17 protein-coding genes are annotated in these 22,470 nt (G+C 67.6%); 8 read left to right on the top strand and 9 right to left on the bottom strand.

What is annotated here, in order from left to right; all coding sequences use genetic code 11:
• Nucleotides 1-15: 15 nt before the first annotated feature.
• The 4 genes from glgB to BAC01S_RS19590 all read right to left on the bottom strand — a co-directional run bounded on the left by glgB (nt 16) and on the right by BAC01S_RS19590 (nt 10,033).
• Complete coding sequence (gene glgB, locus BAC01S_RS19605) at nt 16-2,232, bottom strand: 1,4-alpha-glucan branching protein GlgB (protein ID WP_027796289.1); 2,217 nt, start codon at nt 2,230-2,232, stop codon at nt 16-18.
• On the bottom strand, nt 2,225-5,638 hold the full coding sequence (treS, locus tag BAC01S_RS19600) for a maltose alpha-D-glucosyltransferase (RefSeq protein ID WP_027796288.1): 3,414 nt from the start codon (nt 5,636-5,638) through the stop codon (nt 2,225-2,227). The genes glgB and treS overlap by 8 nt, the downstream gene beginning before the upstream one ends.
• The gene (locus tag BAC01S_RS31940; protein WP_084168675.1) at nt 5,635-9,138 is read right to left on the bottom strand and encodes a maltotransferase domain-containing protein; all 3,504 of its coding nucleotides are present in this window, start codon (nt 9,136-9,138) and stop codon (nt 5,635-5,637) included. The genes treS and BAC01S_RS31940 overlap by 4 nt, the downstream gene beginning before the upstream one ends.
• Before the next feature lie 238 nt (nt 9,139-9,376).
• Entirely contained in the window at nt 9,377-10,033 is a 657-nt protein-coding gene (locus tag BAC01S_RS19590; RefSeq protein WP_027796287.1) for a DUF1345 domain-containing protein, read from the bottom strand.
• A gap of 289 nt (nt 10,034-10,322) precedes the next feature.
• Between BAC01S_RS19590 and BAC01S_RS19585 the strand changes: the two genes are divergently transcribed.
• From BAC01S_RS19585 to BAC01S_RS19570, 4 genes are all read left to right on the top strand, one after another.
• A complete protein-coding gene (locus BAC01S_RS19585) occupies nt 10,323-10,898 on the top strand; it encodes a sugar dehydrogenase complex small subunit (protein ID WP_027796286.1) in 576 nt (191 codons plus the stop codon).
• Nucleotides 10,899-11,033: 135 nt separating this feature from the next.
• On the top strand, nt 11,034-12,635 hold the full coding sequence (locus tag BAC01S_RS19580) for a GMC family oxidoreductase (RefSeq protein WP_027796285.1): 1,602 nt from the start codon (nt 11,034-11,036) through the stop codon (nt 12,633-12,635).
• 23 nt (nt 12,636-12,658) lie between these two features.
• Nucleotides 12,659-14,086, top strand: coding sequence for a cytochrome c (locus BAC01S_RS19575; RefSeq protein ID WP_043202864.1), 1,428 nt, complete (start codon nt 12,659-12,661; stop codon nt 14,084-14,086).
• Between the two features lie 52 nt (nt 14,087-14,138).
• Nucleotides 14,139-14,873, top strand: coding sequence for a metallophosphoesterase (locus tag BAC01S_RS19570; RefSeq protein ID WP_027796283.1), 735 nt, complete (start codon nt 14,139-14,141; stop codon nt 14,871-14,873).
• A 38-nt stretch (nt 14,874-14,911) separates the two neighbouring features.
• Here the strand turns inward: BAC01S_RS19570 and BAC01S_RS19565 are convergent, their stop codons facing one another.
• Both BAC01S_RS19565 and BAC01S_RS19560 read right to left on the bottom strand, forming a co-directional pair.
• Nucleotides 14,912-15,613: an RES family NAD+ phosphorylase gene (locus BAC01S_RS19565; RefSeq protein WP_027796282.1), complete on the bottom strand. Its 702-nt coding sequence runs from the start codon at nt 15,611-15,613 to the stop codon at nt 14,912-14,914.
• Nucleotides 15,610-16,044 (bottom strand): MbcA/ParS/Xre antitoxin family protein, encoded by a 435-nt coding sequence (locus BAC01S_RS19560; protein ID WP_027796281.1) that lies wholly within the window; start codon nt 16,042-16,044, stop codon nt 15,610-15,612. Before BAC01S_RS19560 ends, BAC01S_RS19565 begins: the two co-directional genes overlap by 4 nt.
• 191 nt (nt 16,045-16,235) lie before the next feature.
• On the opposite strand from BAC01S_RS19560, the gene BAC01S_RS19555 reads away from it, so the two are divergent.
• Nucleotides 16,236-16,640 (top strand): hypothetical protein, encoded by a 405-nt coding sequence (locus BAC01S_RS19555; protein WP_156954468.1) that lies wholly within the window; start codon nt 16,236-16,238, stop codon nt 16,638-16,640.
• A gap of 48 nt (nt 16,641-16,688) precedes the next feature.
• Here the strand turns inward: BAC01S_RS19555 and BAC01S_RS19550 are convergent, their stop codons facing one another.
• Nucleotides 16,689-17,543, bottom strand: a complete 855-nt coding sequence (locus tag BAC01S_RS19550; protein WP_027796279.1) for a LysR family transcriptional regulator — start codon at nt 17,541-17,543, stop codon at nt 16,689-16,691.
• 100 nt (nt 17,544-17,643) lie between these two features.
• Here BAC01S_RS19550 and BAC01S_RS19545 point away from each other — a divergent pair, with 100 nt between their 5' ends.
• Complete coding sequence (locus tag BAC01S_RS19545; RefSeq protein WP_027796278.1) at nt 17,644-18,027, top strand: tautomerase family protein; 384 nt, start codon at nt 17,644-17,646, stop codon at nt 18,025-18,027.
• Between the two features lie 89 nt (nt 18,028-18,116).
• Here BAC01S_RS19545 and ppk2 read toward each other — a convergent pair whose 3' ends face one another.
• Together ppk2 and BAC01S_RS19535 are read right to left on the bottom strand one after the other, a co-directional pair.
• Nucleotides 18,117-19,241: a polyphosphate kinase 2 gene (ppk2, locus tag BAC01S_RS19540; protein ID WP_084168673.1), complete on the bottom strand. Its 1,125-nt coding sequence runs from the start codon at nt 19,239-19,241 to the stop codon at nt 18,117-18,119.
• Nucleotides 19,242-19,445: 204 nt separating this feature from the next.
• The gene (locus BAC01S_RS19535; RefSeq protein WP_027796276.1) at nt 19,446-19,664 is read right to left on the bottom strand and encodes a YdcH family protein; all 219 of its coding nucleotides are present in this window, start codon (nt 19,662-19,664) and stop codon (nt 19,446-19,448) included.
• Nucleotides 19,665-19,912: 248 nt separating this feature from the next.
• Between BAC01S_RS19535 and BAC01S_RS19530 the strand changes: the two genes are divergently transcribed.
• Nucleotides 19,913-21,499, top strand: coding sequence for a CHAD domain-containing protein (locus BAC01S_RS19530; RefSeq protein WP_027796275.1), 1,587 nt, complete (start codon nt 19,913-19,915; stop codon nt 21,497-21,499).
• Between the two features lie 75 nt (nt 21,500-21,574).
• A complete protein-coding gene (locus tag BAC01S_RS19525; RefSeq protein WP_027796274.1) occupies nt 21,575-22,456 on the top strand; it encodes a TOBE domain-containing protein in 882 nt (293 codons plus the stop codon).
• The last annotated feature ends 14 nt before the right edge of the window (nt 22,457-22,470 follow it).

Genomic DNA, 22,470 nt, shown 5'->3' with positions numbered 1-22,470 from the left:
CAGCAGCCGCTGGCTTTACCGGCGAAGACGGAAGTAGAGCGTGCCGAGCGGCGGCAGCACGAGAGCCGCGGACTGCGGCCTGCCGTGGCTTGCCACCGGTTCCGTCGCGATCTGCCCGCCGTTGCCCATGTTCGAGCCGCCGTAGACCGCCGCGTCGGTGTTCAGCACCTCGTCCCACTGGCCGGGCTGCGGCATGCCGATGCGGTAGCCGTGGCGCGGCACCGGCGTAAAGTTGCAGACGGCCACCATCTCGCGGCCCGTGCCGTCCACGCGGCGCCAGGCGAGCACGCTGTTTTCGGCGTCGTCGGAGACGAGCCATTCGAACCCGCCCGGCTCAGCGTCCAGCGTGTGGAGCGCCGGTTCGCCCGCGTACAGGAGGTTCAGGTCGCGCACGAGCGTTTGCGTGCCGCGGTGCAAGGGATCGTCCAGCAGGTGCCAGTGCGGCGTGCCGTCGTGGTCGAACTCCGCCATCTGCCCGAACTCGCCGCCCATGAAGAGCAGCTTCTTGCCCGGATGCGCCCACATGAAGCCCAGATAGGCGCGCAGGTTCGCGAAGCGCTGCCAGCGGTCGCCGGGCATCTTGCCGAGCAGCGACCCTTTGCCGTGCACGACCTCGTCGTGCGAGAGCGGCAGCACGAAGCGCTCCGACCAGGCGTAGACCAGCGCGAAGGTCATCTGGTGGTGGTGATAGCGGCGGTAGACGGGATCCTCGTGCAGGTAGCGCAGCGTGTCGTGCATCCAGCCCATGTTCCATTTGAACTGGAAGCCGAGTCCGCCGTCCTCGGGGCGCGCGCTCACGCCGGGCCACGCGGTGGATTCCTCGGCGATGGTGATGACGCCGGGGCGCTGCGGTACGTATTGCGTTTCGTGGTTCAGGCGCTTGAGGAAGGCAATCGATTCGAGGTTTTCGCGGCCGCCATATTGGTTCGGCACCCACTCGCCCGCGTTGCGCGAGTAGTCGCGGTACAGCATCGAGGCCACGGCATCCACGCGCAGGCCGTCCACGTGATAGCGCAGCAGCCACGCGAGCGCGGAGGCGATCAGGAACGCGCTGACCTCGCGGCGGCCGAGGTTGTAGATCATCGTGTTCCAGTCGGGGTGGTAGCCCTCGCGCGGGTCGGCGTGTTCGTAGAGCGGCGTGCCGTCGAAGTCCACGAGACCGTGCGCGTCGTTCGGAAAATGCGCGGGCACCCAGTCGAGGATCACGCCGAGGCCGGCTTCGTGCGCGCGATTCACGAAGGCGGCGAACTCGACCGGCGAGCCCAGCCGCGCCGTGGGCGCGAACTGCGCGAGCGGCTGATAGCCCCACGATCCGCCGAACGGATGCTCCGCCACCGGCATCAGTTCGAGGTGCGTGAAGCCCATGCCCTGGGCGTAGGGGATCAGGCGGTCGGCGAGCGAGGTCCAGTTGGGGGCGGGCGCCTCTTCGCCGTCGTGCGGCAGCCACGAAGGCGCGTGAACCTCGTAGACCGAGATCGCGCTGCGTGGGGTCTGCCGTTCGCCGCGCGTTTGCAGCCAGTCATGGTCTTGCCAGGCGTAGTGATCGAGCGCCTCGACCGGCGCGACGATGGACGCCGTGGCGGGCGGGCATTCGGTCTGCAGCGCGCAGGGGTCGGCCTTGAGCGGCAGCACGTCGCCGCGCGCGCCGAGGATCTCGTACTTGTAGCGCGTACCCGCTGCCAGGCGTGGGATGAAGAGCTCCCAGACGCCGGCCTCGTGGCGCAGCCGCATGGGATGGCGGCGGCCGTCCCATGCGTTGAAGTCGCCCACGACGGAAACGCGCCGCGCATTCGGCGCCCAGACCGCGAAGCGCACGCCGGGCACGCCGTCGCAGGTGAGCGGGCGCGAGCCGAGGCATTCGAGCACGGCGTACGGATCGCCGTCGGCGAGGCGGTGCAGCGCTTCTTCCGGCAGTTGCGGGCCGAATGAATAGGGGTCCTCCACTTCCTGGATCACGCCGTTCCAGTCGATTTCGAGCCGGTACGGCACGGACTCGGCAAGCGGGCCCGCGAATAGTCCCGCCGGATGAACGCGGGCGAGCTCGGCCAGCGTATGGGCGCGGTCGCGCGCCAGCACCCGCACCCGCGCGGCGTTGGGCAGCCACGCGCGCACGTAGGGCGTGCCGTCGATCGTATGCGGGCCGAGCACGGCGAAGGGGTCCGCATGGCGTGCGGCGGCGACGGCATCGATATCGTGGAGTTGCAGCCCGGCGTCGGGCGCGTGTTCAGCCATGAGCGCCTCCCGGGGCCGGTGCGCCGGTCGGACCCAGCACGCGGCCGGCGATCGCGGCGAGGCCGCGTATCGGCAGCCCGAGCCAGCTGGGCCGGTTGGCGGCTTCGTAACGGATCTCGTAAGCGGCCTTCTCGATCAGGAACAGGTCGAGCAGCGCCTGTTCGTGCGTCGCGCTCACGAGGGGCTGCGGCGCGTCGGCCACGGCGGCGCGATACTGGCTCAGGAAGGACTCGACCGCCTGGCCTCGAAAGCGCTCGAACAGCGTGCGCTTGCGGTCGGCCGTCTGCTGCGGCGCGCTTTCGGTGGTCGACTGCGCGGCCGCGCCTGCATAGGAGAGCGAACGGAGCAGGCCTGCCACGTCGCGCAGCGAGCACGCTTTCGCGCGCCGGTACGCAAGCGGCCGCGCGGGTTCGCCTTCGAAGTCGATCAGCCACGCGTCGCCTTGCGCGATCAGCACCTGGCCCAGATGGAAGTCGCCGTGAATGCGGATGCGCCACGCGGCGGCGTCGAGCGGCACGAGATGCTCCACCGCCGCGATCAGCGCATCGCGGCGCGCGAGCAGGCCGAAGGCGAGCTCGCGGGTGTCGTCGTCGAGCGGATGCGCATGCACGTCGCTCGACGTCTGTCGCTCGACGATGTCGAGCGCTTCGATCAGCATGCTCTTCGTGTCGGCGATCCAGTGGCGGATATCGTCGCGGGCGGCCTCGACGGGAGCGAAGGCCGGATTGTCGGTGGGCGTGGCGAGCGCCACGTGCAGCTCGCCAAGCCGCTTGCCGATAATGCCGATCATCGTGCCGTAGTTCTGTAGCGCTTCTTCTTCGTGTGCCTGGTCGGCGCCGCCGTCGTCCACGGCGAGCGCCAGTTCGTCGATCGTGCGGCGCAGGTAGCCGAGCGCCCAGTCCCACGCATCGCCCTGATTGTCGATATAGCCTTGCAGGATCGCGAGCGTGTGCGGCACGCCCTCCGGATCGACGCGCACCACTTCGCCATAGAGCGGCGCCGTGTTCGCATAGCCGAGCTGCGTCAGGTAGCGGCACATTTCCACTTCGGGATGCACGCCGGGCAGCAGGCGCCGCACGAGCTTGAGCACGAGCGCTTCCGCGATCACGAGCGAGCTGTTGCTCTGCTCGGCGGCAAGCCAGCGGATCTCGGGCGTTTCGCCCAGGTCGAGCGCGTCGAGCAGGTCGGAGGAGCGGAAGTGGATCACGCTCTGCTGCACGGTGGTCACCGCCGCATGTTCGTGCAGCTTGCGCAGCACGCCGTAGGCGAACCACGGCAGCGAGAACGCGTCGGTCAGATAGCCCACCGTGCGGCCGCGGCGCACGCGCGAGAGCGCGAGCTGGATATGCAGCGGCGTCGTGGTGTCCGTGCCCCAGGTGATGGCGATAGGCAGTACGTAACGCTCGCTCGCGCCGTCCGCAAGCTGGGCCTCGATTTCCGTGAAGGCGAAGCCGGCGCCGTGGATCGTGGTGAGCGCGGCGAGGCGCACGCCCTTGAGCGCCTTGTCTTTCGAGGCGAACCAGCGCCGCCGCGAGAGCCACGAGGGCAGCACTTCCGATTCGAGCAGGCGCACGTTCTCCGGTGTCGGCCCGGCCTGCCCTTCGCGGATCACGACCGTGACGAATTCCGGCAACTGTTCGGAAACGGGCTGGCTCCACGCGGGGCGCTCGTTGCCCGGGCACAGCAGGAACCACAGGAAGCCGTAGGGCGGGAACGTCAGCAGATACGGCAACTGGCCGATGGGCGGAAACACCGAGTCGGCCGTCATTTCGACGGGGGACGTGCCGGCGTATTCGGAGAGGTCGAGCTCCACGGCCTGCGGCGCGCGAGAGAGATTCGCCACGCACAGGATCGGCGCTTCGCCCGGCATCTCGCGCAGGTACGCGAGGATCTTGCGGTTGGCCGGGCGCAGAAAGCGGATCGTGCCGCGGCCGAAGGTCTGCTTCGCGCGGCGCGTGGCCAGCATGCGCCGGGTCCAGTTGAGCAGCGAATGCGGATCGCGGTTCTGCGCCTCCACGTTGATCGCGTCGTAGCCGTAGAGCGAGCCCATGAGCGGGGGCAGCACGAGCTGCTCCGGGTCGGCGCGCGAGAAGCCGCCGTTGCGGTCGGACGACCATTGCATCGGCGTGCGCACGCCGTCGCGATCGCCCAGGTGAATGTTGTCGCCCATGCCGAGTTCGTCGCCGTAGTAGATGACCGGCGTGCCCGGCATCGAAAGCAGCAGCGAGTTGATCAGTTCGATGCGGCGGCGGTCGCGCTCCATGAGCGGCGCGAGGCGCCGGCGGATGCCGAGGTTCAGGCGCGCGCGCCGGTCGCTTGCGTAGGTGTTCCAGAGATAGTCGCGTTCGGAGTCCGTAACCATTTCCAGCGTGAGTTCGTCGTGATTGCGCAGGAAAACCGCCCACTGGCAGCTCTCCGGCAAATCCGGCGTCTGCTTCATGATGTCGATGATCGGAAAGCGGTCTTCGCTCGCGATCGCCATGTAAAGGCGCGGCATCAGCGGGAAGTGGAACGCCATGTGGCATTCGTCCTCGTTGCCGAAGTACTCCTGCACATCTTCCGGCCACTGGTTCGCCTCGGCAAGCAGCATGCGGTTGGGGTAGTGCGCGTCGATGGTCGCGCGGATCTGCTTGAGGATCGCGTGCGTTTCCGGCAGATTCTCGTTGTTGGTGCCCTCGCGCTCGACGAGGTACGGCACGGCGTCGAGGCGCAGCCCGTCGATGCCCATGTCGAGCCAGAAGCGCATGACTTGCAGCACCTCGCGCAGCACGGCCGGATTGTCGAAGTTCAGGTCGGGCTGGTGCGAATAGAAGCGGTGCCAGTAATACGCGCCTGCAACAGGATCGTGGGTCCAGTTCGAGGGTTCCGTGTCGATGAAGATGATGCGCGTGTCTTTGTACTTCGTGTCGGTATCGGACCACACGTAGTAGTTGCGATGATTCGAGCCCGGCTTCGCGCGGCGCGCGCGCTGAAACCACGGGTGCTGGTCGGACGTGTGATTGATGACGAGTTCGGTGATCACGCGGATGCCGCGCGCATGCGCTTCCTGAATGAAGCGGCGCACGTCGGCGAGCTGGCCGTAGTCCGGGTGCACGTTGCGGTAGTCGGCGATGTCGTAGCCGTCGTCGCGGCGCGGTGAAGGGTAGAACGGCAGCAGCCAGATCGCCGTCACGCCGAGCCCCGCGATGTAGTCGAGCTTCGCGAGCAGGCCCGGGAAATCGCCTACGCCGTCGTTGTTCGCGTCGTAGAACGACTTGACATGCACCTGGTAGATCACCGCGTCCTTGTACCAGAGCGGATCGTCCGTGAGCAGCGAGGCCTTGCCGCGCCGCTGGGCGATGGCTGCGCCGTGCGCGCCGTCGTCCTCGTGCGTTTGCGATTCGTGGGAAGCGGGATCGCGTTTCATGTCGCTCCTCCGGGCGGGAAGTCCGCGTCGAGTTCGGGATGGCCCTCGATGTGCGTCTCGTCCGCTTCGGGAGGCGGCTCTTCGCGCGGCAGGCCGCGCGCGGGTTCGATGCGCCAGATCACAAACGGCCGCGCGTGGGGATCGAGACGCACGTGCTGCCAGCGGCCGTGCCACGCGAAGCGCTCGCCGCTCAGCTCGTCGGTCACGGCGAGCGGCGCGCCGTCGTCGATGCGCCAGTGCTGGAAGGTCTGCCACGACAATTCGAAGTCCGCGCCCTGCTCGCCATAGGGGTCGAAGCTGATCGCGACGATCACGACGTTGTCGCGCGCGGGCGTGGCTTTCTCGAAGCAGAGGATCTGATCGTTGCGCGCATCGAGAAAGGTCACGCCCAGATGCGTCTGCAGCGCGGGGTTCGCACGCCGGACGCGGTTGAGCGCGGCGATTTCGGCCACGATGTTGCCGCGCCGGTCCCAGTCCCATGCGCGTAATTGATACTTTTCGGAGTCCAGATATTCTTCGCTGCCCGGCAGCGCGCGGCCCTCGCAGAGCTCGAAGCCGCAATAGACACCCCACAGGCCCGAGAGCGTCGCGGCCAGCGCCGCGCGGATCAGGAAGCTCGCGCGCGCGCCGCTCTGCAGATGGCGCGGATTGATGTCGGGCGTGTTGACGAAAAAATTCGGGCGATAGAAGTCGCGCACGGGCGGCTGCGTCAGTTCCGTGAGGTACTCGGTGAAGTCGCGTTTGCTCTCGCGCCAGGTGAAGTACGTGTACGACTGCGAAAAGCCGAGCTTGGCGAGCCGGTACATGAGGCGCGGCCGCGTGAAGGCTTCGGAGAGGAAAATCGTGTCGGGATGGCGCGCGCGCACGTCGGCGATCATCCATTCCCAGAACGGCAGCGGTTTGGTATGCGGATTGTCGACACGAAAAATGCGCACGCCCTGGTTCACCCAGAAGAGGATCGCGTCGCGCAGCGCGAGCCACAGGTCGGGCTTCGAATCGTGAGCGTAGAACTCGGGATTCACGATGTCCTGGTACTTCTTCGGCGGATTTTCCGCGTAGCGCAGCGAACCGTCCGGGCGCCACGCGAACCAGCCGGGGTGCGCCTTCAGCCAGGGATGGTCGGGCGAGCACTGGATCGCGAAGTCGAGCGCGATTTCGAGGCCATGTTCGTGCGCGGCGGCCAGCATGCGCCGGAAGTCTTCGAGCGTGCCCAGCTGCGGATGAATGGCCGTGTGGCCGCCTTCGGCCGCGCCGATCGCATAGGGGCTGCCCACGTCGCCGGGTTGCGCCGTGAGCGCGTTGTTGCGGCCCTTGCGGTTGGCGAGGCCGATGGGGTGGATCGGCGGGAAGTACAGCACGGTAAAGCCCATGTCGCGGATGCGCGGCAGCTTCGCGATCACGTCGTCGAAGGTGCCGTGGCGCGCTTCGTCGTCGCTCATCGAGCGCGGGAAGATCTCGTACCAGCTCGCGAAGCGTGCTTCGCGGCGCTCGGCGTCCACGCGCCGGACATGGTCGTCGCGCGAGAGGAACGGGCGATGACGCGCGGCGCGCACGGCCGCCGCCGTGGCGGGCGCGGCGAGCAGCGCGCAGCGCGTGTCGGTGTCGGCGCCGATGAAGCGCTGCACGATCGCGTCGAGTTTCGCGCAGGTGTCGGCGTGGGGCGCGCCGGCTTCGTCGGGGGCGTCGGAGGTTTCGGCGCAAGCCAGCACCAGTGCGAGCAATCGGCTTGCTTCCTCCATTTCGAGGTGGACGTCCTGGTTCGCCGCGCGCTTTTTCTGCACGTGATCGACGAGCGAGGCGAATTCGTCGCGCCACGCGATCACCGTGAATTCGTAGCGGCCCACGCGATCGAGCGGGAAGTGGCCGCTCCACATGTCGGCGCCCGGGGGCTGCGCGGGCAGCATCGGCGCTTCGTGCCAGGCCGTTTCGTCGCTGGCGCGCCAGAGTATCGCAGCGTCGATGCGGTCGTGGCCGTCGGCGAAGATCGCCGCGCGCACTTCGAGGCGCTCACCCGCCGTGCGTTTTGCCACGAAGCGTCCTTCGTCCACCGAAGGGCTCACGCTTTCGATCGCAATGCGGGGGGCGGCGAGCGCTTCTACGACACTCTTGCGACCGCTCGTAGGTGCCTTGGCCACGTCTTCGGGCGGCGCGAGCGCCACGTGCGGCGCCGCGAGCGCGTGTAACATCCAGCATGCGCCGGCCGGCAGCGTGAACGCTTCAGGCACGGCGAGCGCATCGTGCGGCGTGCTTGTGCGTGCGCCGCGCAGCGTCTCCGCGTCGAGCGGGGCGAAGCGCGTGAAGCTGCCGGGCGCGCCGTCGAGCAGGTGCGCGAGCTTCACGCGCACGGGCGCGGCGAGGGCGGGGTTGATGAGCGTGAGGACGGCGTCGTCCGCGTCGCGCAAGTCGGCCCGGTCGCCGCGCAAGAGGGCCACGACGGGCGCACCGGGGCCGTTCAGCGCGCGCAGTTCGCCGTTGGTCTGCAGCGTCCAGGTTTCGCGCTGCAAGGCGTTGGCGTGGGCGATGTCGGCGGAAAGGTCGAACGGCGAGCGCGCTTTCGCTTCGCCGTAAGCCGCGGCGCTGCCGCCGGCGTGGACGGTGGCGTCGGCCACGCCGTATTCGAAGCCCATCGGCACGAGCCAGCCGGTGCCGAGCGCCGCCGCCGTGCGCAGCATGCGCCGGTACGCGCGCTCGATCGCGCGCGCGTCGGCGGCGCCTTCCTGGTCGTGCGCGTAGCGTATGCCGTAGGGGGCCTCGGGAAACGTCACCGGCGAACCCACATGGCGCAGCACCTCGTGCTCCTCCGCGAGCCAGCCCGCCGCGAAGTCCCACCAGCGCAGCGACGTGAAGGCGGCGTCGAAGCCCACACCTTCGAGGCGTGCAATGTCGCCGCGCGCCAGCCCGGGTGTGGCGGCCAGCCAGCGCGTTTCAGGATGGCGCTGGCGCACGGTATCGAAGATGCCGCGCAGCACCGCCGGCGGCACGCGATGCGGAGAGTCGACGCGAAAGCCGCCCAGCCCCGCGCCGACGAGCTCGGTCATCCGCTGAGACCACCATGCGGCGAGCGGCGCCCCCGCGCGATCGAAGTCGGCGTAGGCGACGTTGGCCTCGCGATGGCCGTGCCGCGGATCGAGACGCGCGTCGTCGGGCTCGAACGGGCGGAACCATTCGGGGTGGGCGGCGTAGAGCGTGCCGTCCGCGGCGGCGCGGTCGAGCGTGAGGTCGGCGAGCAGCGTGAGGCCGCGCTCGCGCGCCGCGGCGCAGAGCGTGCGCACGGCATCGTCGGCCGGTTGTGACGTTTCGAAGACGGGATGCAGGCGGCCATGATCGGCGACGATGCGGCCGTCGCCGGAAGAGCCGGGCGCGAACAGCGCCCCGATCAGCACATGGTCGAAGCCAAGCGAGGATGCGTGGGCAAAGCACGCGGGCCACGCGTCGAGCGGGCCGACGAGAACGGAATGGACGAAATAGATCCGCGGCGCATAGGCGTGAGGAGCTTCCATCGGTCGTCTTCCAGTTGCGTCGGGCGGCGCGGATGCCTGTTTCGTGCGATCACGCTGCCCGGAGGGTGCCGGAGCCACGGCGTTGGATTGCGCTGCGCTCGCGGCGGCGCGTCCTGTTCAATGTAGTGCAAGAGCAGGCCGGAACCAAACCGCGAACGCCGCCTGGCGTTCTGGCTCATCGGTCAGCAAGGGGCATGCCCAACGGCGGGGCAATGGCGTGCGGGAAGCGCGCGCGGGGTCAGCCGCCCACCATGCTGGCCGCGATATTCACGCACAGGCCGAGGACGGCGACGTTGAAGTAGAACGACAGGATCGATTGCGCGAGCACGCTGCGCCGCGCGCTGCGCCCGCGCATGCCGACGTCGGCGGTCTGGGAGGCGACGGCGATGGTGAACGAAAAGTACAGGAAGTCCCAGTAATTCGGCGCGAGGTCGCGGTCGGGAAAGACGAGCGCGGGCGCGGCCGGATCGGAACCGTAGAACACGCGCGCATAGTGCAGCGTGAAGATGGTCGGGATCAGGAACCACGCGCCGATCAGCGTGAGGCCGGTGATGGCCGAATGCAGCACCTTCGAGGCGATGCCGAGGTCCTTCGTCGTGCCGAGCTCCAGCACGATCGCGAGGATGCTGGCCACGGTCGCCGTGCAGATCACGAAGAGCACCGTGCCGGCGCTCTGGTCCTCACGCTGCGCATTGCGGCGCACGCTCCCTTCGGTGGCGAGCGCCATGTGAATCCAGATGAGGACGAGGTACACCCAGATGGCGGCGTCCCAGCCGAGCAGCGCGCGCGCAGTAGGCTTGAGCGCGGCGGGAGATAGCAGGCCGACGACAAGCCCGGCGGCGACGCCGAGCATCATGTGAGGCCGGTTGCGCAACACCTGCGGAATGTAGTTCATGGCGTGAGCGGGTTGACGAGCTTCGGTCGCATGCGGGTTGCGGGGATTCTACCGCGCGTTTGCAGACTCAATTGCGGCAAGCGGTTTGTCGAATCGGGTCAGGAGAGGCTATATTGCTTGCGCGGCGCGTTATCGCTGCCTTTCATGCGGAAAGCGATGCGGAAAGCGATCGGGAAAGGCAATCCGTGCGCGTGGCATGATTGATAACTTTTTCATATCGCCCCTGTATCGCCCCGGACCCGGCATGCGTCTTGCTGCCGGCTCGCCACGAAACTCATCTGGAGAAAGCATGACAGATGTGACGCAGGACGGGACGCCTTCCCCTTCGGGCCATCGGCCCGGCCGCCGGCACTTCATGACCGGCGCCTGTGCCGCAGCGGCGGCGCTGGCCTTCACGATGGCCGGCCGTCCCGGCGGGCCGTTGGGTTTCGCGCGGGTTTTCGCCGCGACGCCCGGCAGCGGCGGCGATAGCGGCTACGACGCCTTCATCGCGCTCTCGCAACACCTCACCGGACGCACCGGTTTCGACCAGCCGCTCGGCCAGCGCGTCTACGCGGCGCTTGCGCGCGCGAGCAGCCAGTTCGAGCAGAACGTGGGCGCGCTCAACACCTGGTTGCAGGGGCACGGCGGCGTGCCTTCGGACAGCGTGACCGCGGCGCTCAAGAGCGACCAGCCCGAACTCGCGACCACGGTGGGCAACATCATGCGCGCGTGGTATCTGGGCCTCGTCGGCGACTCGCCGCACATTCAGGTGGTGGCGTACGAGAAGGCGCTGATGTTCGATCCGGTGAAAGATGTGCTGACGATTCCGTCGTATTGTCGCGACGTGCCGTTCTATTGGACGCAAAAGCCCGACGGCGGTTGACCGCCGGGCCAAGACCACGCGCGAGCAGCCTCTCGCACGGCGGCTGGCGTGTTTTCGCGGATGTATTCGCGGCACGCCGGCAACGCAATGCCGCGCGCGGTCCCCACAACGAGAGCCAGAAGAAAGAGGACGACAATGGCGATAGAAAACTCTGCCGACGTGGTCGTGGTCGGTTCAGGCGTAGCGGGCAGTCTGGTCGCGCACCAGTTGGCCCAGGCGGGCGCCTCCGTGATCCTGCTCGAGGCGGGGCCGCGTCTCGCGCGCTGGCAGATCGTGGAGAACTTCCGCAACTCGCCCGCGAAAGCCGACTTCGCGACGCCCTATCCGTCGTCGGTCTGGGCGCCGCATCCCGAGTACTCGCCGCCCAACGACTACATGATCCAGAAGGGCGACTATCCGTACAACTCACAATACCTGCGCCTCGTAGGCGGCACGACATGGCACTGGGCCGCCGCCGCGTGGCGTCTCCTGCCGTCGGACTTCAAGCTCAATACGCAATACGGCGTGGGCCGCGACTGGCCGTATCCGTACGAAACGCTCGAACCGTGGTATCAGCTCGCCGAGATCGAGCTGGGCGTTTCGGGGCCGGGCGCCCCTTACGATCTGGGCTCGCCGCGTTCGCACCCGTACCCCATGAGCATGCTGCCGCTCTCGTACATGGACCAGCGCTTCTCGGACGTGCTCAACGCCAACGGCTTTCATGTCGTGCCCGAGCCTGTCGCGCGCAACAGCCGTCCCTACGACGCGCGCCCAACCTGTTGCGGCAACAACAATTGCATGCCGATCTGCCCGATCGCCGCCATGTACGGCGGCGTGGTTCACGCGGAGAAAGCCGAGCGCGCCGGCGCGAAGCTCGTTCCCGAGGCGGTGGTCTACCGCATCGAAGCCGACAACAAGGGGCTCATCACGGCGGTGCACTACAAGGACCCGAACGGCAACAGCACGCGCGTGACGGGCAAGCTTTTCGTGCTTGCCGCCAATGGCATCGAAACGCCCAAGCTGATGCTGATTTCCACGAGCGACGCGTTTGCCCACGGTATCGGCAACAGCTCGGACCAGGTGGGCCGCAATTTGATGGACCATCCGGGCACGGGCGTCACCTTCCTCGCCAACGAGCCGCTGTGGCCGGGACGCGGGCCGATGGAAATGACCTCGGTGGTGAACTTCCGCGACGGTTCATTCCGCTCCGATTACGCCGCGAAGAAGCTGCATCTGTCGAACGGCGTCGGCACGATGGCCGTGACGGCCGCGCTCATCCAGCAAGGCCTGACGGGCGCCGAGCTGGACCGGCAGATTCGCGACCGCGCCGCGCGCACGCTCAATATCAACAGCTTCCACGAACACCTGCCGGAGCCGCAGAACCGCGTGCTGCCTTCGGGCGAGCACAAGGACTCGCTCGGCATTCCGCAGCCCGAGATCTACTACTCGATCAACGACTACGTGAAGAAGAGCGCGGCCAACACGCACGACCTCTACGCGCAGATCGCGCAGCTCTTCGGCGGCACCGAGGTCTCGTTCGACGACACCTTCGCGCCGAACAACCACATCATGGGCACGACGATCATGGGGGCGAATCCGGCTGACTCGGTCGTCGACGCGGACTGCCGCACCCACGATCATTCGAACCTGTTTATCGCGAGCAGCGCGGTGATGCCGACCGCGGCCTCGGTGAACTGCACGCTGACGATCGCCGCCTTGTCGCTGAAGCTGGCCGACAAGCTGCGGCACGAGCTCTGATGCGCACCGGCCGGAGACAGACGATGAACGAACGAAAGTCCCCCACCGTACAGACCGCTGTGCTCGCGCCCCTGGCGTATGCACGACGGACGCGGCGCACGCGCGCCGCCTTCGCCGCGGTGCTCTTCAGCGCGTTCGCGCTCTATATCGCATGGCATGCCTCGCACGACGGCGTCGCGCGTCCCGTGGACGAGCTGCCGGTTTCCGTCGCGCGCGGCGAAGCATCGGACGCCGCGCCCGGCGCCGCCGCGGCGGACCAGCCCGAGCTCGTGAAACGCGGCGAATACCTCACGCGCATGGGCGACTGCATGGCCTGCCATACCGTCGACAAGAGCCGCCCGTTCGCGGGCGGACTCGCTATCTCGACGCCGTTCGGCAAGATCTACACGCCGAATATCACGCCCGATCCCGATACCGGCATCGGCAAGTGGAGCGACGCCGACTTCCTGCGCGCGATGCACGAGGGCGTCGGCAAGGACGGTGAGCATCTCTATCCGGCGTTCCCCTATGTGGAGTTCACGCGCGTCACCGAACAGGACGTGCTGGCGATCCGCGCGTATCTGAACACCGTCGCGCCGGTGCACTACACGCCGCCTGCCAACGATCTGCGCTTCCCGTTCAACCTGCGCTGGCTGATGATCTTCTGGAACCTCTTCAATTTCGACGAAGGGCGTTTCGTGCCGGACCCGCAGAAGAGCGCCGAATACAACCGCGGCGCGTATCTCGTCGAAGGGCTTGCGCATTGTGAGGAATGCCACACGCCGCGCAACTTCATGCAGGGCCTGAAAAAGACCGACCGCTTCGCCGGTGCGATCCAGGCGGGCTGGCAAGCGTACAACATCACGCCGGACCGCACGGGCGGCATCGGCAACTGGAGCGACGACGCGCTGATGGCCTATCTCGCCACCGGCGCCGCGGGCGGCCACGCGAATGCGGCGGGCCCGATGGCCGAGGTCGTGCAGAATTCCACGCAATACCTCACGAACGAGGACCTGCGCTCGATCGTGGCGTATCTGCACGCGCAGCAGCCCATTGCGGGCGGCGTGACGCGCGCGCGCGATTCGTGGGGCCAGCCCGCCATCGACGACGTGACGACGCTGCGCGGCACCGCCGTGACGAGCGTGAACGGCGCGCAGCTCTTCATCGCGAACTGCGCGACCTGCCACAACTGGACGGGCGAGGGCATCGGCGCGAGCGCGCCGGGCGCGTATCCGGCGTTGATCCACAACAGCGTGGCGGGCGCGGCGAGCGCGAACAACCTGGCCATGGTGATCCTGCACGGCGTGACGCGCAAAACGAAGGGCGCGGATGTGCTGATGCCGGCCTTCGGCGGCGAGCTCACGAACGACCAGGTCGCGGCGATCTCGAACTACGTGACGAAGCAGTTCGGCAATCCGCAGGCGACCATCACGCCGGATCAGGTCGGCACGCTGCGCGCCCAGCCGCAGTGACGGTGCACGGTGCGCCTCGCACGCGAATTCGGCGTGGCGCTATGATGAGAGAATGACACCTGCTCCCGTCACCGTCGTCCAGCATCACGCGAGCAACCGCGCCGGCCGAGATTTCGTGATCGGCGACCTGCACGGCTGCGTGGACGCCCTGCGCTTCGTGCTGCGCGACGCGGCCTTCGACGCGACACGCGACCGGCTCTTCTCGGTCGGCGACCTCGTCGATCGCGGCGATCAGTGCGAGGAAGCGCTCGGCCTGCTGGACAAGCCCTGGTTCTACGCGGTGCTCGGCAATCACGAGGATGCGATGTGCGCCGTCGCCGAAGGGCGCCTGCCGCGCTTTCGCTGGTACGGGATTGGCGGCGCATGGGCCGAGTCGCTGTCCGACGAAGCGCTCGCGCGGCACGCGGCGCGTTTGCGCCAGTTGCCGCTTGCGCGCGTGATCGGCGCGGGCGAATCACGCTTCAACGTGGTGCATGCGGAATTCTTCGGCGACGACGCCGAACTCGACGCGGGCCGTTTCGACGACGCAGTGCGCGAGCGTTTGCTGTGGGGACGCGAGCTTGCGCTCGGCGAGGCGAAGCCGCAGCAGCGCGCGCTTTCGACCACCTACTGCGGACATACGCCGATGCGCGACGTGACTCAGATCGGCGCCCAGATCTTCATCGACACGGGCGCGTTCATTGCCGAAGGCCGGCTCACGATGGTCGAGGCGCTGACCTCGCGGCAATGGTCCATTTCGACGCTTGAGGCGCGCGAGCAGGGCGCCGCGCAGATCGTGCTGCCCTGAGCGAGCATAGGGCGCTCTTGCTCGCCCTTGCCGGCCCTTCAACCGATGCGGTTCAACTCGAACACCATGTCGATGACATGCCCGTTCCAGTTGTATTCGAGGTAGGCCGCGTGATGGCATGCCCGCACGAGCGACGTGCGCAACGCGGCGAGGCATTCGCCGCCCGCATGACGCACCGAGGGATAGACGATGCCGGGCGCTCCTGCGGTCCGCACCGCGCGCCCTAGCGCCTGGCCTGCCGCGTAGTTGTCGGGCGCGAGCACGGCGGGGTCGGCGGTGGGATCGTCGCGCAGGTCCACCACCTCGCCCGCGGCCGTGACGGTGTAGAGCCGCATTTGCTGGCGCAGCGGCGGTTCGTCGGTTGCCGCGAGGAACAGCGCGGAGTGATAGCGCGTTTCGGCAATGGCGGTCTCTTTCGCGCGGGCGCAGTAGAACACGCCATACGTGCCGTCCGAAAAGCGGCTGCCCTGCGGATTCAGATGCGTGAAGGCGGCCATGATCGGGCCGTAGCCCGGCCCGAAGCGGCGCTCCTCGCGCGGCACCAGATCGAGTTCGCCCGTTTCGGTGCGCAGGCGGTCGTTGGTCAGCGCTTCGAGCGCGTAAAGCGCCTCGAAGTCTTCCGCCGATGCCACGCGGTCGAACAGGTTCACGGCGGGAAAGCGGGTGGGAATGACCCGGTACGCGGGCGACCAGGTGAGCGGCGTGCTGCGCCAGCGGTCCTGCCAGTTCGTTTGCGTCACGCCCAGCCGCCCCGCATCGCGTCCAGATACTGCCGTACCGCCACGAGATCGCTGACATTGCCGGCCAGCATGCGGTCGAGCGCGCGCCGGCCGCCGAAAGGCGGTGCGCTGTTGGGGCGTTTGATCCAGGCGTCCGCGGCGGCGGGCTGGGGCAGGAGAATCTGCAAGGCCTTGTAGATGCCGAGCAGCAGGGAGAGGCGTTCCAGCGTGTCGCGGCCAAGGCGCGCGCTTTCGGGCGCCTGCTTCCATTTGAAGAAGGTCGAGCGGCCGGGGGTGCCGAGCAGGACGATCTGTTCGTCGACGGTGAGGTCCCAGTCGTGCGCGATGTTGAAAAAGGCGCGCAGGCCGGCAGCCGACATCTGGGTAAGCGTGGGCTCGGCGCCCGGTCGCCGGGCCGGAGCGGCTGACGATGCGGCAATCGCATGAGACATGATTGAGTCCTGAAATGAACTTTTACTAAATCTTAGTCCATATATGGATTATTGCAAGTTCTGGTTGGGTATAATCGCCGCCCGATAACGCTGAGACAAGATGGGCATTCGGAGGCGATGTGTGCAAAGCAGTGGTGGTGTTCGCGGCAATGTGGATGGCGACGGCGGCTGCGGCCGCAGGGCAAGGAGCGGTGACTTCGACTTCAGCGCAGGCGCGCGGGAGCGTGGCGCATGCGGGCAAGCGCGATGGGCAGCGGCATGCGCCGAAGGCTGCGGGGCGGCGCGCCGGCGCCGTGCACCGATCCGGGCATGCCGTGCATGGCGCGAAGGGTGCGACGCACGCTAAGGCGAAAGCGCATACCGTCGGCGCTCACGCACCGGCGTCTTCCTCGAAGGCCCACACAGAGGCGCGGCGTGCCGAATCGCATGCCGGCGCGGCTCACGAGAAAGCGGGCAAGAAAGCGGCGCGCATGCCGGCGAAGCCCGCGGCAGCGCGTCCCGCTGCCCATCGCAAGCTGATGGTGCAGGCGCCTGCCGTGCCGCCGGCGCATCCGTTCGCCACGCAGTCGCGCGAGCTTCCGCCCATCCTCGGCTGATCTCCGAGCTATCCGGACGCGCGCCGGCACACGCCGCACCGCGCTCGCTCAACCCGATCCCAGGCTGGCGGCGAGCAATTGCAGCGTGGCCGCCGAGCGCGGCTCGCGCACGCGGGAGTGCAACTGCACACGTGAGACGGGCAGTGCAGGCAAGTCGAACCGCGATCCCACGTCGACAAGCGTGCGCGGCGCCACCCGCCGCGCCAGCGGCGAAACGGCGAGACCTGCCTCCAGCGCCGCGCCGACGGCGGCGACTCCGCCGCCCACGAACACTTCTTCCCAACCTATGTCCGCGGCGTCGAGCGCGCGGATGGCCGTCGTACGCACCGCGCACGGAGCGGTGAGCAGCGCGAGCGGCAACCGCGTGCCCGGCTGCCACTGAAACCCTGGGGCGGCCAGCCAGACCAGCGGCTCGGCGAAGAGCGGCTGCGCGCCGCCGCGCGGCAGTTCGTCTTCGTCCTGACGGGCGATCACGGCGTCGAGCCGGCGCTCGTCGTACTGCGCGAGCAGCGCCGCCGACTGCCCCAGATGCAGCTCGATCACGAGCGCCGGGTCGTGCGCGCGCAGACCCGCGAGCTGGCGGGCAAGCTGCGCATCGGCAACATGCTCGCTCAGCCCGAGCGCGAGGCGCCGCTCGTCGCCGCCAAACGCGCCAAGCGCGCGCTCATGCGCGCCGAGCAGATCGCGTGCGGCATGCAGGAAGGCGAGGCCGTCGGCGGAAAGCCGCACGACGCGCGGCGTGCGTTCCAGCAACTGTCGCTCGAGGTGCCGCTCGAGCCGCTTGAGTTTGAGGCTGACGGCGGATTGCGTGGTGTCGAGCGCGTCGGCGGCGCGCGTGAAGCTGCGCAGCTCGGCCACCAGTACGAAGGCGCGGACGGCGTCCAGGTCGAGTGTCGGGGTCATTTCATTTCCAAATTAAATGAATGAAATATCCAGCTATGTCTGTTTATTATGATAGCGCTTGCCTATGCTTGTGCATGTCCATTCACCGAAGGAGAACGACATGCCATTTACCCGAATCGCCGTTCGCGCCGGCAAGCCCGCCGAATACCGTGAAGCCCTCGTGAAGGGCGTGCATGGTGCGCTGATGGAGGTGTTCAAGGTGCCCGAAGACGACCTTTTCATGGTCATCAACGAGCACGACGCCGAGAACTTTTTCTTCGGCCGTCACTATCTGGGCATCGAGCGTAGCGACAACCTCGTGATGATTCAGATCACCGTGAACAACACGCGCGGGCAGGATCAGAAGAAGGCGTTGTACGCCCAGATCGCGCGCAATCTCGCGGAAAGTCCGGGCGTGCGGCCCGAGGATGTATTCGTCACGCTCATTGACGTGGCGCGCGAGAACTGGTCGTTCGGCAACGGCATCGCGCAGTACGCGACGTAACGAGGCAGGAAAGAGAGAGGGAAGGCCGCCGCGCGCCGGGGAGGGCGCGCGGCGGTGCTGGAACGTAGAGTAGGACTTGGAGCAGCAGCCTAAAGCGCGCGGCTCACGAGCAGCGGATCGACAGAGCCGATGGTTTCGGGATCGCGGCTCGCATAAGGAAGCTTGTGCAGCACGTAGCGCATCGCGTTCAGGCGCGCGCGCTTTTTGCAGTCCGAGCGGATCACGGTCCAGGGCGCGTCGGCCGTATCGGTTTGCGAGAACATCGTTTCTTTCGCGAGCGTGTAGTCGTCCCACTTGTCGAGCGACGCCAGATCGACGGGGCTCAGCTTCCATTGCTTGAGCGGGTGCACCTTGCGTTCCTTGAAGCGGCGGCGTTGCTCGGCGCGGCTCACCGAGAACCAGAACTTGATCAGGTGGATGCCGCTGCGGATCAACTGGCGTTCGAACTCGGGCACCTGCTGCATGAACTCGCCATATTCGCCTGGCGTGCAGAAGCCCATTACGCGCTCGACGCCCGCGCGGTTGTACCACGAGCGGTCGAACAGCACGATCTCGCCTGCCGATGGCAGATGCTGCACGTAGCGCTGAAAGTACCATTGGCCGCGCTCGACCTCGGTGGGTTTTTCCAGCGCAACCACCCGGGCGCCGCGCGGGTTCATGTGCTCCATGAAACGCTTGATCGTGCCGCCTTTGCCGGCCGCGTCGCGTCCCTCGAACAGAATCACCACGCGCTGGCCGGTCTCGCGCACCCACGCCTGGAGCTTCAGCAACTCGACCTGCAGACGGTATTTCTGCCGCTCGTAGGCACGGCGCGACATCAGGTGGCGGTACGGATAGTCGCCGTCGCGCCAGCCGGGCGCGAGTTCGTCGTCAGGGTGCCGCGTGCGTGCGGTTCCCCAGTCGGCGGGGTTGCCGTCCAGGATCATGCTGCGCAGTTGCGCGACTTCGTCGGGCGACAAGCCTTTCATGATTGCCGCAATCGAATCGAGCAGCGACGACGGCGATTCGCTGGTTGCGGTGCTTGCCAAGACGAGATCCTGCACGGTGCCCGCGATGATTTGGGCGGCGGCTTCGACGCGATCGTCGACGGTGCGCAGTTCAGCGCTGCGGGGCGTGACGGCCGGCACCCGGGTGCTGCGGCCGGCGCCATGAGGCGTGTGTTCGGGTGTGAGGGAGTGAGTGGAAGACGGCGTATCGTGGCTCGAGTTCGGCATACGTATCGATTCTGCGTCGTATAGGGCACAAGCGTCGCACGCAGGCGACGCTTGCGGATGAAGAGATGGCAGGGGCTGCGAGGCTGCCGGGCTCGGACGAGCGCCGGATGCGGCCGTGGCGCGGGCTCGCGTATTCGCGCAGACACAATCGACGCGCGCGCCTGCCGGCGCGAGACATGGCTGGCGAGCCCGCGCCCAGCGTGGTCAGGCGTTCGAGGCTTTGCGAAGGATCTGGTACAGCGAGTCCTTGAGCTGCAGCTTTTCTTTCTTCAGTTGCTCGATCTCCATGCCGTTGGCCGGCACGAGACCCGCTTCCCTATTTTTGATCCGCTGATCCAGTTCGTTGTGGCGATGGAAGATCCGTGCGAAATGCTCGTCCTCCGTCTTCAGGCGCGAAATCAAGTCTCTGAATTCCGGGAACACTCAATACTCCTTATAGATATTGGAATTGATGGAATCAATGTGTAAGTATTTTTTCACTGTCGCATATTTGCTGTCTTGATAATAGTCAAGTCACGCGGGCATGGGAGAGGATGTGCCCGACTGCCGCGCTTCGGCATCCGCGCCACAGCGAACAGGCCGTTGTACTATTGGGGACATAGGGCCTGCCGTCGCCGTTTCGATTCCTTCCGCCACCTTGTTTCGCCCTCCGATCGATCTCTGGAGCGTTCATGGTTCGTGTCCTCGAAATCGTGCTGGATATCGTCGTTCCCATGCCGTGCCCCGCGACTGACGAAAACGGGCGGTCAGACGCGGCACAGGCGTTGTTCACTGCCACGCTGCCACAGCTTGCCGCGCCCACGGCACAGGGCGAGCGCATCACCACCGTCGTATTCGACCGCGAAGCGCTGCTGGCTCGGGACGGCTGGCGGATCGCCGTCGAAACGCGCGACGGCGCGCGCGAAGTGACGGTCTCGCGCCGCCGCACCGTCACGCCGGGCGTCACGGCGCTCACGCCGATCTTCGCTGCGCCGCTCGATGCGGACGGCATGGCCAATGCGCTCTTCGACGCGGCGCCGGAGCCGTTTCGCGAGGCGCTTGCCGCCGCTGGCGAGCCGGTTGCCGTCGCCGCGCTGGAGTGCGCGCGCTATCGGTGGCCTTGGAAGTGCGATGGCGTCGAGGCCGAACTGATCCTGGAGTCGGGCTTGCGCGAACGAACGGCGCCGGATGACGCGGCCAGCGATCCGCCTTGCCTGCATGAACTGCGTCTGCGCGCGCCCTGGCCCGAGGGCGCCGAAGCCGCGCCCATCGTGCAGGCGCTGTTCGCCTGCGGCGATACGCTGGTCGACGCGGCGAGCACGGATGCGCCCGCGTTCGTGCGCATGACGGATGCCCTGGAGCGCGCCGCGTCCGGCAGTCTGGCCGGCGACGCCGAGGCCCAGCGCGCCGCGCCGGTCGATCTGGCGGGCGCGGACACGGACGAAGCGGCGCTTGTCGCGATCGGGCGCAACATCAGCGCGCAGTGGTTCGGCAACGACGCAGGCGTGCGCGATTCGCCGAAGACCGAATTCATTCACCAGATGCGTGTGTCGCAGCGGCGGCTGCGCACGGCGATGCGGATCTTCAAGCGTTGGCAGGACGAGACCTGGACCGCGCGCCTCAAGCCCGACCTGGCGTGGCTGGGCGACCTGCTCGGCGATGCGCGCGACCGCGATGTCTTCGTGGAATCGACGCTGCCCGCGCTGGCCGCAGCCGACGTCGACCCCGCGCGCTGGGAGGCCGTGCGTGCGGCTGCGGATTCGGAGCGGCTTGCCGCGCGCGCACGCGTGCGCGATGCCTTGCGCTCGCCGCGCTATGCACACCTCGCTCTGGCGTGGCTGCGCTGGCTGGCCGCGTTGGCTGACCGTGCGGCGGCGGACGGCGAGTTCGCACGCTCGCTGCACGAGCACGCGCGAAAACGGGTGCGGCGCTACTACACGCTCCTCGCCGAAACGAAGAATCTCACCGCGCTCGACGAAGCCAGCCGGCATCGCGCGCGCATCAATGCGAAGTATCTGCGCTACACGCTGGAGTTCTTTACGCCGCTCCTTTCGCGGCGTACGCGAACGGAGACGGCACGCGCGCTCGCGCGGCTGCAGACTGTGCTCGGCGACGGCAACGATGCGGCCGTCGGGCTGCGCTTCATCGAAGGGATGGAGGTCGAGCCGTATCAGCTTGGCTTTGCGCGCGGCTGGTGCGAAGCCGTCAAGCGCTATACGGCGAAGGACGGCGAGCGCCTGCTGCGCGAGCTGAGCCGGCCCAAGGTTCCGCGTGATTGAAGTGCGCGGCGCACAGATGCCCCGTCTCTATAATCGGGATACCCGAACGCGCGCTTCGCCCCTCTCGCCACGACGATGAATTCTCCCTCCCATGATCTGCCATCGACCGCGGCGTCAGAGCCCGCGCTCGAACTCGGTGTCGGCGGTTCGCTCTGGTTTCAGTCCGGACCCCAGATGCTGGGCGGTGCGGCCCGCATCGGGCTCCTCGCCGCGATTCGCGAGACCGGCTCGATCACCGGCGCCGCCAAGGCGGTCGGCATGAGCTACAAGGCCGCATGGGACGCCATCGACGCCATGAACAATCTCGCCGGCGAGCCGCTCGTGATTCGCGCGACGGGCGGCAAGGGCGGCGGCGGCACGACGCTCACGCCGCGCGCGCTGCGTCTCATCGACACGTGGCGCGTTCTCGAGCGCGAGCATCGGCGCTTTCTGGAGCGGGCGGCAGCCGCTGCGGCGGCGCTTGGCGGGGCGGATGCCGCGGGCAGCGTCGATAGCGATCTCGCGCTCCTCGGGCGCTTCGGCCTGCGGACGAGCGCGCGCAATTACCTTTACGGCACCGTTGCGGCGATCCTGCGGGGCGAGGTGAACGACGAGGTGTCGTTGGCATTGCCGGGCGGTCAGACGGTGGTGGCCGTGGTGACGCGTGAAAGTACGGAAGCGCTGGGGCTCGTCGAAGGCGCTGCAGCCGTTGCGCTTGTGAAGGCGTCGTCGGTAGTGTTGGTGGCGGGAGAAGCCGGGGATGCCGCGCGACTATCGGCGCGCAACCGCCTGGGTGGCACGGTGAGTCAGGTGCGGCGCGGAGCCGTGAATGCCGAAGTGACGCTGGAATTGCCGGGAGCCACGGTGATTGCGGCGGTCGTGACGGACTCAAGCATCGAGGCACTCGGGCTTGCCCCCGGTGCGGCGGCGACGGCCGTTTTCAAGGCGTCGAGCGTGGTGCTGGGCGTGAGCGGTTGACGGCTACAGGGCGG

The organism is Paraburkholderia acidipaludis NBRC 101816 (assembly GCF_000684975.1).
GTDB classification, from domain to species: Bacteria; Pseudomonadota; Gammaproteobacteria; order Burkholderiales; family Burkholderiaceae; genus Paraburkholderia; species Paraburkholderia acidipaludis.
The sequence above is the reverse complement of the archived record's forward strand: the minus strand, read 5'-3'. Positions and strand labels throughout refer to the sequence as shown.